Annotated in this window: 12 protein-coding genes; 3 read left to right on the plus strand and 9 right to left on the minus strand. The window is 62.9% G+C overall.

Annotated features, from left to right (window positions below):
* The first annotated feature begins 20 nt into the window (after positions 1-20).
* Entirely contained in the window at positions 21-896 is an 876-nt protein-coding gene (locus HUV48_RS10165) for an ROK family protein (protein ID WP_176267656.1), read from the plus strand.
* Between the two features lie 103 nt (positions 897-999).
* Complete coding sequence (locus HUV48_RS10170) at positions 1,000-2,220, plus strand: Gfo/Idh/MocA family protein (RefSeq protein ID WP_176267657.1); 1,221 nt, start codon at positions 1,000-1,002, stop codon at positions 2,218-2,220.
* A 16-nt stretch (positions 2,221-2,236) separates the two neighbouring features.
* Here HUV48_RS10170 and HUV48_RS10175 read toward each other — a convergent pair whose 3' ends face one another.
* The 5 genes from HUV48_RS10175 to HUV48_RS10195 form a co-directional block, all read right to left on the minus strand.
* Positions 2,237-2,656: a DUF6691 family protein gene (locus HUV48_RS10175; protein ID WP_176267658.1), complete on the minus strand. Its 420-nt coding sequence runs from the start codon at positions 2,654-2,656 to the stop codon at positions 2,237-2,239.
* The gene (locus HUV48_RS10180) at positions 2,656-3,102 is read right to left on the minus strand and encodes a YeeE/YedE family protein (RefSeq protein ID WP_176267659.1); all 447 of its coding nucleotides are present in this window, start codon (positions 3,100-3,102) and stop codon (positions 2,656-2,658) included. The genes HUV48_RS10175 and HUV48_RS10180 overlap by 1 nt, the downstream gene beginning before the upstream one ends.
* A gap of 84 nt (positions 3,103-3,186) precedes the next feature.
* The gene (locus tag HUV48_RS14385) at positions 3,187-4,260 is read right to left on the minus strand and encodes a PEPxxWA-CTERM sorting domain-containing protein (RefSeq protein WP_225871632.1); all 1,074 of its coding nucleotides are present in this window, start codon (positions 4,258-4,260) and stop codon (positions 3,187-3,189) included.
* A 56-nt stretch (positions 4,261-4,316) separates the two neighbouring features.
* Complete coding sequence (locus HUV48_RS10190) at positions 4,317-6,197, minus strand: tetratricopeptide repeat protein (RefSeq protein ID WP_176267660.1); 1,881 nt, start codon at positions 6,195-6,197, stop codon at positions 4,317-4,319.
* Positions 6,198-6,222: 25 nt separating this feature from the next.
* The gene (locus HUV48_RS10195; protein ID WP_176267661.1) at positions 6,223-6,690 is read right to left on the minus strand and encodes a hypothetical protein; all 468 of its coding nucleotides are present in this window, start codon (positions 6,688-6,690) and stop codon (positions 6,223-6,225) included.
* Positions 6,691-6,905: 215 nt separating this feature from the next.
* On the opposite strand from HUV48_RS10195, the gene HUV48_RS10200 reads away from it, so the two are divergent.
* Positions 6,906-7,409, plus strand: coding sequence for an ion channel (locus HUV48_RS10200; protein ID WP_176267662.1), 504 nt, complete (start codon positions 6,906-6,908; stop codon positions 7,407-7,409).
* On the opposite strand, the gene HUV48_RS10205 is transcribed toward HUV48_RS10200, so the two are convergent.
* The 4 genes from HUV48_RS10205 to HUV48_RS10215 all read right to left on the minus strand — a co-directional run bounded on the left by HUV48_RS10205 (position 7,376) and on the right by HUV48_RS10215 (position 11,661).
* The gene (locus HUV48_RS10205) at positions 7,376-9,157 is read right to left on the minus strand and encodes a hypothetical protein (RefSeq protein WP_176267663.1); all 1,782 of its coding nucleotides are present in this window, start codon (positions 9,155-9,157) and stop codon (positions 7,376-7,378) included. The genes HUV48_RS10200 and HUV48_RS10205 overlap by 34 nt on opposite strands.
* A 79-nt stretch (positions 9,158-9,236) precedes the next feature.
* Positions 9,237-9,362, minus strand: coding sequence for a hypothetical protein (locus HUV48_RS14525; protein WP_263970498.1), 126 nt, complete (start codon positions 9,360-9,362; stop codon positions 9,237-9,239).
* 497 nt (positions 9,363-9,859) lie between these two features.
* Entirely contained in the window at positions 9,860-10,699 is an 840-nt protein-coding gene (locus tag HUV48_RS10210) for a pirin family protein (protein ID WP_176267664.1), read from the minus strand.
* Positions 10,696-11,661: a glutathione S-transferase family protein gene (locus tag HUV48_RS10215; protein ID WP_176267665.1), complete on the minus strand. Its 966-nt coding sequence runs from the start codon at positions 11,659-11,661 to the stop codon at positions 10,696-10,698. Before HUV48_RS10215 ends, HUV48_RS10210 begins: the two co-directional genes overlap by 4 nt.
* Between the last annotated feature and the right edge of the window lie 3 nt (positions 11,662-11,664).

Here is an 11,664-nt window from a genome sequence, read left to right on the forward strand (position 1 = left end):
CCGGTAGCGAAACCCTCGCGATGAGCGGTCTGCTCGCAGGGATCGAGGCCGGGGGTACCAAGTTCGTGCTGGGCATTGGCACCTCGCCCGAGGCTGTCACCGCGCGACACGTCATCGCGACCCGCAATCCCGAGACCACCCTCGATGAAGCGGTTCGCTGGCTTTCCTCGCAAGGCGATATCGCGGCGCTGGGCATCGGCAGCTTCGGCCCGGTCGAGCGCGATCCGGCAAGGCCTCGATGGGGCCAGATTCTCGATACGCCCAAACCCGGTTGGGCCGGGTGCGACATTGCCGGATGGTTTGCCGAGCGAATGGAAGTCCCGGTCGGCTTCGATACCGACGTGACCGCCGCGGCCCTTGCCGAATACCGCTACGGTGCCGGTCGCGGTAAGGCCTCGCTGGCCTATGTGACCATTGGCACCGGGATCGGCGGCAGTATCATGGTGGACGGAAGGCCGCTCGCCGGGGCGGGGCATCTCGAAATGGGGCATTACTATCCGCAGCGCACCGATAGCGGCGGTAGGTTTGAAGGCGTTTGCCCTTATCACGGCGACTGCCTCGAAGGCCTCGTAAGCGGCCCAGCGATTGAGCGCCGGTGGGGCGCGTCCTTGTCCGAGCTTCCCGCGGATCACGAAGCGCACGCCATCGTCGCGGGCTATCTCGCGCAGCTATGCCACGCCATTTCCGCTTTCGGTGCACCGGAAGTCATCGTTCTCGGCGGCGGAGTGATGAAATCGCCGGGTCTCTTGAAACAAGTTCGGGAAGCGAGCGAGCGCATTGAAGGCGGGTATTTTCCGGGCCGCGAACGCCGCAGCATCGTTTCCCCGGCGCTTGGCGAGGATGCCGGTATCGTCGGCGCACTCACGCTCGCAGAAGAAGCGATGCACGGAAAGTAAGCGCGACACGTTGCGGCGGAACGGATGGCTTGCGCTTCGCATTGAATTGTCGGAGTAACACGCGGCAGCCCGAGAACGGCGACACGCGAACTGGAGACGAAGCATGCGCGATATATCCTTGACCCGTCGGAGGCTGATCGAAGTAAGCGGCGGAGCCGCTGCTGCGACCATGATTGCGGCCAACCAGGCCGCTTTCGCGCAAGGCGGCGGACCGCGCGCTGTCGGGCAGCCCATGCCGAACGGGGTGGAGCTTCCCGAAACACCTCCGCGCGCCAAGAGCCCGGACAGCGTCGGCATCGCCATCGTCGGCCTCGGCGATTACGCCCTGAAGCAAATCATGCCGCGGGTCGATCAAACCGACCGCGTGCATATCGCCGCGCTCGTGTCCGGCAATCCGGACAAGCTGCGCGAAGTCGGTGAAGCGTACGGCGTGCCGCGGTCGTCGCGCTATTCCTACGATAATTTTGCCAGCATCGCACAGAACGAAGACGTCGATGCGGTCTACATCATTCTGCCGAGCGGGCTTCATGCCGAATGGGCCGAGCGTGCCTTCGCTGCCGGCAAACACGTGATGAGCGAAAAGCCGATGGCCCTCTCCACTCAGGAATGCGAGCGGATGATCGCGGCCGGTCGCCGCGCCAACCGCAAGCTGATGATCGGTTACCGCTGCCATTTCGAGCCCTACAACCTGAAAGCGATGGAACTGATGCGCGAAGGCGCCGTCGGTACGCCGCGCCTGTTCCGCACTGAGCATTCCTATCGCGCGGGACCGACAACCCCGAGCGAGAACTGGCGGTTCAACCGCGCCCTCGCAGGCGGCGGCCCACTTGAGGATTATGGCATTTACGGCTTGCAGGCCGCGCTCTACCTGTCGGGCGAGATGCCGGAAAGCATCAGCGGCACCACCTTCCAGCCTGCAAATGATCCGCGGTTCGCGGAAATTTTCGCGCATACCGCGGCGCAGCTTCGCTTCCCGTCCGGCGCGGTCGCGCAGATTGCGACCTCCTACGATTCGGCCGGGCGCAACATGGCCGAAGCACGCGGGACGACCGGCTCGCTGTCGATGGAGCCGGCGACGGGTTATTCCGGCAACACGCTGGAAGTCACGTCGGGCGGGAACACGCAGTCCTACGATCCGGGCGAGTCGACGGTGCAGTTTGCACGGATGCTCGATCACTTCGCCGATGCGATCCGGGATGGGACCGAGATCATCACGCCCGGTGAGATGGGCCTGCGCGATCTGGCGCTTATGGAAGCGATCTACGCATCGGCAAAGACCGGCAGGACCGTTAAGATCGGCCGGAACGGGCGCTACGAACTATAGAGCACGGCGCCCCGCGTTACCCCGACGCTTTCTCTACGAGCCGAACGATCGCCATTCCGGCGATCATCGACGCGGCGAAAATCGCGGCGGCGTTGAAGTCGATCACGAGCGCTGCGATACCCGGACCGGGGCACAGTCCCGCTACGCCCCAGCCGATGCCGAACAGCGCCGCGCCGCCGATCAGCTTCCGGGTAAGGTCCGATTTCTGCGGAAGATGGAAATTCTCGGCAAGCAACGGCGTACCGATACGTGGCACGAAGCGCCAGGCAATCGCCATGACGAGAAGCGCGGCTCCCATGACGAAGGCGAGGGTGGGGTCCCACGCGCCGAACACGTCGAGGAAGCCGCGGACGCGGACCGGATCGGTCATGCCTCCGATAGCCAAGCCGGCACCGAACAGCGTTCCGGAGATGAGCGCAGCGAGTTCGGCACGCATTACAGAACCTCCCAACCGAGCGCGTTCATCACAGCTACCGTTGCAATACCAGTGAGCATGAAGGTGCCGGTGGCGACGAGAGATCGCGCGGAGAGCCGGCTCACCCCGCAGACGCCGTGACCGCTCGTGCATCCGCTGCCCAGGCGCGTGCCGATGCCGACGAGCAGCCCTGCAACGATAAGCGGGAGAGGGCCGGCGAAACGCGCCTCGATGCCGCCTGACGCGGCTGCTACGACAAGCGCACCGAGCGGTAGGCCGAGCACGAACATCCATGCTGCGGCACGCGTAATGCCGCTACCGCCGAGGCCTACCGCCTTGGCAGCGATCCCCGATATGCCTGCGATCCGGCCGAGGCCGAGCAGCATTATCGCGGCCGCGATACCGATGAGAGCGCCGCCAGCCAATCCGGCTAGCGGCGCGGCGTCAGGAAAACCGGGCAGGGTCACTTGGCGCGTCGGGGCAAAGGCTTACCCGTGTTCGTATATATCACTGTCATTGCCGACTACATTACTGCGGGCGGCTGGCTGCGGCTAGGCCGTTTGCAGGGTGCCGTCTTCTGGGCTGCGATAGCTGCGCATCTGCGCACCGAGCAGGAAGAAGCCCAGTAGCATCATCAACCACGTTGCAGGCTCCGGCACGGCGCCGATCGGGCTGCGATAATTCACGTTGTACTCGACAGGTCCGAGAGCGCCCGAAGGCGGAAAGGAGGGCGGCGCAGTGATTTCGACGAACCGGTAAGTGACGCGGAACGGGTCGAAGATCGCACCAACGGCCGGGTTCTGCTCGCCAGCAAGAACGTCGCTCAGCGTCAGTGCGTTGAACGCGGAAGCGAGCGCCGACAGCGTCATCGGGTCGGCTAGCCGCGTGTCCCTAGAGACGACTCCGCCCGCGTTACGCGGATCTCCGAACGCGACTTGCAGGCTCTCGCACAGCGTTGGGTTCGCGCAGTCGAACTGGTCGGTCGTGATCGTCAGCGTCGAGCGGTAGAACAGGTTCGTCGTCGCGCCCGGCGCAATCGTGGCCAGAGGCAGCATCAGGTCGGTCGCGCTCCAGTCGAGCACGTTCCAGTTCGGATCGGTGTTGCTGTCGAAGATGAAGTTGGCGAAGCCCTCTCCGTCGCTCGTGGTGACGGACGGGGGAACGGTCACCGCGGTACCGCTCGCGGTGTAGATCACGCCCTGGCGGAGGCCGGGATCCTGCGAGACGCTGAACGCGAAATTGGCCGTCGAATTAGTATCTTCGCCAAGAAACGAGTTCGCGAGATGTCCGGGCGTGATCTGCGAATCGAACCGGAGATCGACCGGCGTGCTCCCGGTATTGGTCAATGCGAAGGTGATGTTCGTCGACAGCGCCATCGTGCACGAACCGACGCAATAGCCGTTGTGCAGGAAGAAGAAGCTTCCTTCATCGAGCGTGCCCGTCAGTGAAAGCCCCATTTCCGAGATTCCGCTCGCAGTCGTTACGCTGCGATCGACAGCTACGTTGCCGCCCGCATTGGTGCCCGACCCGCTTATGCCGCCCACGGTGTAGGTGTAGCTGTTCTCGATGCTGGCGTCTTCCGTGACCTGCGCGGACAGCGGAGCGGCAAGGGCGGCGCCCGTCATACCCAAAATCCAGTACCTCATCGTCGTCTCCACTCATACTGACCCGCAGGTGCGCGTCATCGGTTCATCACTAACCTGTCGCGGCTCTCCCCCAGCGCGGCGCAGCTTTCTGCCGTGCCCGCGATAATGCTTGGCTCTGCTGCGATCCGGCGCTGCAGCAGGAGCGCCCGTCTGCAGTCAGCAACGGCGGAGGCGAGGTTGCCCGAGCGCTGGTGAATGCGGCTTCTGAGCAGCAGGAGTTCCGCCTGATCCGGATCGTTCGGACCGTATGCGGCGTCGTAGATACGCTTTACCGCTTCCGTCAGCGCCAGCGCTTCGCGGGTTCGCCCGCCCTCGCTCAGCGCTTCAGCGAAGTAGAAGTTGGTGTCGGCAACCGCCGGGTTATCGCTGCCGTAGATTGCCGCGAAGATGTTCCGCGCCTCGGTCAGATTGTCTGCGGCCAGGTCCGTTTCGCCTTGCGCCGCGTAGATGCGCCCCATCAGCAGTCTCGCCGCTGCGAGGTCGGGATGGCGCGGCTCGTGTACGCGGGTGTAGATACTGAGCGCCGCTTCCATCTTGGGCACTGCCTCGTCCGCCTTCCCTGCGGACAGGCTCGCGAAGGCCTGGCTTTGAAGCGCGCGGCCGGTTCTCACGTCGCGCATCCCGAACCGTTTGCGAAAGATGTCGAAAGCACGCGCGTAAAGTTCGTCCGCCTCTTCGAACTCCCGCGCCTGAACCAAGGCATAGGCCTGATCCATGAGGCTCTTGCCGATCTGTGCGCGGTAGTCGCCGTCCAGCTGCTCGTAGCCGTTCACCGTCGCAGCGTACCGGCGCGCCGCTTCCCGGTAATCGGCCTTGAGAAACGCAATATTGCCGCGCTGGTCCTGAATCATGGTGTCGACGAGCTCGCTGTTCGGCTCGCCCGCTTGATAGGATTGTGCCGCCCTGTTCACGAGGTGCTCAAGTTGGCCGACGTCTCCGCGGCGCCGGGCAATGGCGGCCAGGCGCAGCAAGGTTCGTGCGCGCTCCGCACCGCCGCCCGGTTCCAGCGTCAAGGCGTGCAGCAGGTCGCGCTCGGATTCCTCGAACAGTCCGAGATTGAGGTAGATGTCACCGGTCGTTCGCAGCAGCCGCGCCGCCACCTCGGGCCGTTCGCGAAACTCGTCCGCCGCGCGCTCGCTCGCCCTATCGAGGATGGTTATTGCCGTAATCGTGCGCGGGTTCTCGGTCGCGGGGTTGGCGATCTCGAAGGTTCCGGTCAGGAAGTCGAGGCTGCTTTCCGCAAGATCACGTTCCGCCACAGCGGTGCGCCGCTGCCCTTCCGCGTAGATGGCGAGGCCCATCGTCACGAACGCGATGGTGGTCGAGGTCGCCATGTAAGCCATCATGCGCCGCTGCCGCCGCGCGTTGTCCCGCTGGGTCAACGCGTCGAGGCGTACGCCCGACAGCCCGGCCAAGAGCTTCATCGTCGCGAGCCTGCGCCCGTCGCCTTCACGCCTTAGATCGGCGGCGATCGGTTCGGCCGGATCTCCGGAAATTTCGCCGTCGTCCCCGAGCTTGAACTTGAGCGCGGGCGGGAAACACTCGTGCTCGTCGTCCGCATAAGGTTCGCCCGATGCGATCACGGCAAGCGTGCGGCGTTCCCCGCTCAGACGCTTGAAAATCTTTATCTCTTCGTTGACCCAATGCGAATTCGCTGCGGCCGGGGAGCAGACCACTACCTGGAACCGCGAAGCGGCGAGGGCAGCTTTGAGTTCGCTACCAAGGTCGCCGCTCGCCGGAAGCTCATCTCGGTCGCGAAAGACCGGCGGCAGTTTGCGCGGTACAGGTCCGAACACACTTTCGGAGCCGATCACCGATTTGGGAAAGCGGTACGTTTCGATTGCGCGGTGCAGATAGCGCGCGACCCTGCTGTCACGGTGACTGTAACTGATAAAGGCGACGTATCGCTCTTCCATGTTCGGCTCCGCTGCGGCCCTCGGGCTACGCGTACCGCAACTTGCTCGCTCGTACGGCGGATCGCATGGCCCCTCCGATCAGGAAGAAAGCCCCTGCGAACAAGATCCATGTCGCGGGTTCAGGCACGGCGGACACGACGTCGAGATCGGTCACCGTCAGTGAGAATACCAGCCCTGGGTCGAGAAATCCGACGAGATCGTAACTGCCGGCCAGCAAGGTCGGGCTGGTCTCGGACCCTGAATACAGCTGCGGACCAGCAAGGTCGAAGGGCGTTCCCTCGATAATGAGGCCGCCATCGGCGAAGGAATATACGAAGCCGATATCGTACAGCGCGCTGATCCCGTCGATCGCAACCATTACGTTAGGCACGACGAACCCGTCAGGCTGCAATTCGGTATTCTCCGGATCGGAATCGATCACGAAGCTGATACTGTTGTTGCCTTCCAGTTCGTACAACAGCGAAGCTGCGTTCGCCGAAACTGCCCCTGCCATGAGGCAGGACAAGGCTATGAAATATCGTGCGGCATGTCGGTACAACATGTGTCGGCTCCTCACAGGTATTGCTGTCGACCCTGGAGAATTGATCCGGTCTTTCGACTCGCCGGATTTAGCCTAGGTTAACCTTATTGCACCGGTTAGCAAGGCAATCGCATTTGCCACGCGTCCCCATTTGCGATTATCGTACCGCAGGAAACCGGGGAAAAGCGATGATCTGGTGGGGATATCCGCTTACAATCTGCCTCGCGATTGCAGTGGTTGCTCTCTGCAATCTCGTGCATTTCTACGCCCTTAGACGAATGGCGAGCCACTTCGGGGACGAGACCTGCGATACCAAACGGCCGATGCTCTGGATCACCGGGATCATATTCGTTGTCCATCTGTTCGAAGTCGGACTCTACGCCGGTGTCATCTGGATTCTTACCGTATTAGAACTCGGGGGGATGGGCGGCGCGCTGGCGGACGAGTCGCGGTGGCTCCTGACGGACCTTTATCTTTCGATTTCCAGTTACACGACGCTCGGCATCGGAGACATCGTACCCGAGGGGGCGCTTCGCCTGTTCGTCGGGATCGAGGCGCTGCACGGTCTCATCCTGATCGCTTGGAGCGCGTCCTTCACCTACCTGATGATGGAGCGCCTGTGGAAGTTCGGGAGCGGCGTACAGCCTGCGACGGACTATCAGGCCGGAATCTCAAGCGACCGCTCCGAATAGGACGTCGTCCACTCGTCGAGGTCGGCCAGCATTATCGACGCCATGCGCTGCAATGCCCTGGCGAGCGCTTCGAGATCGGTGATCGCGCGAAGGCGGACGATACTTTCGTCGAGCGCGAGGGCGGTGTCCGCCGAGCGGCTGGCCTGAAGCAGGTGTTCGCCGTGCCCGCGCATCCCGAAAACGGCTGCGCCCGCCGCCGGCAATCCGGCCGTCAGGAATACGAGGGCAACCGCCATTTCCGAAATAAGCCAAGGGAGCAGGAAATAGCCGGCAATGAACAGTCCGCAGGCGGCAATCACGGTCCCCATGATCAGGGATCCGACTTCGTGCAACCGGTGGTCGAGGTGCCGCATCCGGTGCGCATTGACCCGGTGGTAATCGGCTTGCGGCTTGATGCACTCGGCAATGACCGTCTCGACGAGTTCCGGGATCTCCGCCGTTTCGATTTCACCAGACGGGCTGGCCATTTCGCGCCAGATCGCGGCGGCGTACCAGCGCGTCCAGTCACGGTCGATCTTGGTCCGGTTCGCGCTCATGAGGATGCGGTCGGTCCTGAACGGCGGTCCCGCAAGGCCGATACGCTTCAAATACAGCAGCGGGCGCAGGCTTTCGGCGAGATGCCGGTACTGTAGCCAGCGCCGGTGCCAGTCCCCCTTTCGCCCGGCTCGGGTATTGAGGAAGATGAGGCCGATGACGGCCAGCTCGAGAATGACGAGGTAGAGTTTCAATGCCGGCACGATCAGACCGGTCAATGCGATCAGGACCGCAAGCGCCGAAAGCGCATAGTTGGTGATGTGGCCCGAGCGGAACTTCTGCGCATAGCGTATCGCGAGGAAATTCGCCCATGCGTAACTGCGTTCGAGGGGCTTGCGAATGCCCGCGGGGTAGGTCCCCCGAAGGCTCGACCACTCGGCTTCGATATCCTCCTCGATCGAGTTCTGCCGCCACGGACTGCCGAGTTTCTTGACGCCCAGAAGGGCGAGGAGCACCGGGTACTCGAAGCGGGGGTTCTTGAGCCGCTCGGTTTCGCGGAAATAATCGTGGAGGTGCTGGCGTTCGACCCGATCGTGCGGGGCAAGCACGTCCGCCACCAGCGTTCGGTAGCCGGTAAGCGATCGCTCGATCGACGGTTCCGCGTTTGAGCCGTCGTTTGCGAGCAGCCTGATCTCGCCGATCTGGTTGCGCTCGCGGTTGATCGGAACATGGACTACCGGGACTCCCGCATCTTGGGCGAGATCGATGACATGGGCGGTGCCGCCCGGTCCGGCAGCAGGAAGGCCGTCCCAGATGGCTACGAGAATGTCGGACGCGGCGATAACCGCTTTCCCCACCATGACGTAGGCGTCGTCGGCGTTGCGGTCGCCGGGCAGGGCAAAGACGGTGTCGGCCTGATTGAGGTGGTGCTGAAACTCCGTCAGTTCGCGCCCGGCGAAGTCCTGCCGGTAATCGTCCTCGGCGAACGGCAGAAGCGCGCGCACGTAAAATCCGGCACGGCGCGCACTGGTCGCCGCCAATTGGTCGGAGCCTGCCGCCAGCGGCGTATGGAGGCGCAGGATCGCTTCGCTTTCGTCGAACAGGTCGCTTTCTTCGACATGCAGTTCCCGGGCCGCCGTAGCGAGATCCTCGAACAACCGGTCGAGAACCGGACCGATTTCGCGCAGCAGTTCGGGCGTGAAAGCGCGGATACGATGACCCGTAATCCCGATATTGAGACTGAGCCGCGGCCGCGGAGGATGCGTATTTGCCATCGAATTCCCCCCTTCGCCTTCAGCATGTACCCGATTTCGCGGCCAGCCGTAAGCGGGAACGGCCTGACGAACGAGCGGCCTATGTCGGCTTGGTTCGCAGCCGCCCGATCAGCCGGCCGAGCGTGGGCTTCTGTTCGGTCGCGAGCGCGGCGACCTTGGTAGGCGGGACTTCAGGGCGGGGGCGGGTTGCGGCGATCACTGTCATCCTCAGAAGACGGTCGCCTGCAGGCCGTTGTCGAGTCAGTCCGCTTCGCGAAAGCCGAAATTCGCTAACGACCTTATTGCGGACATTCTTTAACGGTGCAAACTAATCGGATGGAAGTCACCTTGTCGGTCCCTAAGCTCCTCCTGCCCTCAATCCAGGCAAACATTCATGCGGGCCGGTCCGATGACGTGGAGAACAACGGCGGATCAATCTCCGTTTTCAGAAACATTGCTTAACACGCTTCAAATAAGCAAGGATCAACCGTTTGGTTTTGAAGGTCAGAGGGAAAACGAACCAGTCAGGCTCATGGTATCACCTCAACCGAACGTTGGTTGCACCGTGGCCATAATCTCGGCGGCATGTTTCCTTCATACCTGGGACAACTACATTGCAGGGAGGTAATCGTCAGCGCGAACGCAAGCCCACACTACTTAGATCGCTCTTCCCTTCTTCCAACCTCAAGTAAAAAAAGAAAGCACTAGGATAGGCGCGCTGCATCAAAGTCCTCCGAAACGGCCCGCTTGATAGTCGCGCACTGCCTGAGCGATTTCCGCCTCAGTATTCATGACGAAAGGGCCGTGAGCCACGACGCGTTCGCCGATCGGCTTCGCATGGCCGAACAGAATGCGGCAGCCGCTTTCGCTCGACACTTCGACCCGGTCCCCGTCCGACAGGCGAGCGAGCGTGTGTTCGGGAACCGCCTCTCCGTCGACCTCGGCCTCGCCGCCGATCGTGTAGAACAGCAAGTTTCGCCCCGATGGCGCGGGCAGGTTCGCTCGACCTCCGGGCTTGATCGAGACAATGGCCAGCATTACGTCCGTCAGCGGACGGATCGGCGCTTCGTCCGTGCCGGACACCGCCAGCATTGAGGCGCCATCTCCCAAGGTGCTCTTCGCCATATCCGCTACAGCCACCGGCACATATGCCGGTTCGGTCATCTTCAGCCGGGCTGGCAGGTTGACCCATAGCTGAAGGATCTCGATTGGGCCGCCGGTACGCTTGAACTCGTCGGGTGACAGTTCGGCATGGACCAGCCCGCTTCCCGCGGTCATCCACTGCACACCGCCCGCCTCGACAACGCTCGCGCCGGAGCCACTGTCGTGATGAGCGAGGCTGCCTTCGAGGATGAAGGTCACCGTTTCGAACCCGCGATGCGGATGCGGTCCGAAGGGAAGACCGCGGTTGTTCGGCGGGTAGGTCTGCGGGCCATGATGGTTGAGGAACAGGAACGGGTCGACCTGCGGCAGACCCGGCCCCGGCACGGGCCTACGTGTCACCAGATCTTGGATATCGTCACGCACTGCCCGGTGGAGGGAGACCAGCTGGCGGGCGCTCATGCAGGCATCCCCGGCACCAGCGGCTCCGGTCCGGCGGGCACGATGCCGTTCGGATTAATCCGCTCGTGGCTCTCGTAATAGTGATGCCGGATGTGCCGGAAATTGACCGTTTCCGCGATCCCGTCGAGGTCGTAGAACCGACGCGTCAGAGCGGCGAGGTTGGGATAGTCGGCGATCCGGCGGATGTTGCACTTGAAGTGTGTGTAGTAAACCGGATCGAACCGGACCAGCGTGGTCCATAGGCGGATATCGGCTTCGGTCAGCCGGTCACCGACCAGCCAGTCGTTGCCGTCCAGCCGTTCTTCCAACTCGTCGAGCATCGCGAACAGTGGCTCGACCGCCTTGTCGTACGCCTCCTGCGTAGTCGCGAAACCGGCCTTGTACACGCCGTTATTGACCGAGTCGTAGATCCGGTCGTTCAGTGCATCGATTTCGGCGCGCAGCGCTTCTGGATAGAGGTCGAGATCGTTGGCACCGCAATTCCCGAACGCGCTGCCGAGCATGCGCAGGATATCCGCGCTTTCGTTGTTGACGATCGTCTCGCGCTGCATGTCCCACAGCACCGGCACGGTGACATGGCCCGAATAGTCGGGCTTGGCATGGGTGTAGAGTTGGTGAAGGTACTCTGCGCCGATCGCGGGATCGCCGCTCACGCACTCACCTTCGCGAAACGACCAGCCGCCGTCCTTCATCAGCCAGTGCACGACGTTCAGTTCGATTACGCCGGTCAGCCCCTTGAGATGCCGTGCGGCATTGGCGCGGTGGGCCCAGGGGCAGGCGAGGCTAATGTAAAGCCGGTACCGCCCCGGTTCGGCGGCGAACCCGCCCTCGCCGGTAGGGCCGGGCGATCCATCGGGCGTGATCCAGTTGCGAAACGCACTTTCGTTGCGTTCGAATTCGCCGCTGTCCTCGTCGTTATGCGCCCATTCGTCGCGCCAGGTGCCGTTCTTCAGGAAACCCATGAC

It is taken from the genome of Qipengyuania atrilutea, assembly GCF_013370205.1.
GTDB classification, from domain to species: Bacteria; Pseudomonadota; Alphaproteobacteria; order Sphingomonadales; family Sphingomonadaceae; genus Actirhodobacter; species Actirhodobacter atriluteus.

What these genes read in the sequence shown, in the direction of transcription:
- HUV48_RS10165 (WP_176267656.1), top strand. Translation starts at nt 21, where the DNA reads ATGAGCGGTCTGCTCGCAGGGATCGAGGCCGGGGGTACCAAGTTCGTG.
- HUV48_RS10170 (WP_176267657.1), top strand. Translation starts at nt 1,000, where the DNA reads ATGCGCGATATATCCTTGACCCGTCGGAGGCTGATCGAAGTAAGCGGC.
- HUV48_RS10175 (WP_176267658.1), bottom strand. Translation starts at nt 2,656, where the DNA reads ATGCGTGCCGAACTCGCTGCGCTCATCTCCGGAACGCTGTTCGGTGCC.
- HUV48_RS14385 (WP_225871632.1), bottom strand. Translation starts at nt 4,260, where the DNA reads ATGACGGGCGCCGCCCTTGCCGCTCCGCTGTCCGCGCAGGTCACGGAA.
- HUV48_RS10190 (WP_176267660.1), bottom strand. Translation starts at nt 6,197, where the DNA reads ATGGAAGAGCGATACGTCGCCTTTATCAGTTACAGTCACCGTGACAGC.
- HUV48_RS10195 (WP_176267661.1), bottom strand. Translation starts at nt 6,690, where the DNA reads ATGGCAGGGGCAGTTTCGGCGAACGCAGCTTCGCTGTTGTACGAACTG.
- HUV48_RS10200 (WP_176267662.1), top strand. Translation starts at nt 6,906, where the DNA reads ATGATCTGGTGGGGATATCCGCTTACAATCTGCCTCGCGATTGCAGTG.
- HUV48_RS10205 (WP_176267663.1), bottom strand. Translation starts at nt 9,157, where the DNA reads ATGGCAAATACGCATCCTCCGCGGCCGCGGCTCAGTCTCAATATCGGG.
- HUV48_RS14525 (WP_263970498.1), bottom strand. Translation starts at nt 9,362, where the DNA reads ATGACAGTGATCGCCGCAACCCGCCCCCGCCCTGAAGTCCCGCCTACC.
- HUV48_RS10210 (WP_176267664.1), bottom strand. Translation starts at nt 10,699, where the DNA reads ATGAGCGCCCGCCAGCTGGTCTCCCTCCACCGGGCAGTGCGTGACGAT.
- HUV48_RS10215 (WP_176267665.1), bottom strand. Translation starts at nt 11,661, where the DNA reads ATGGGTTTCCTGAAGAACGGCACCTGGCGCGACGAATGGGCGCATAAC.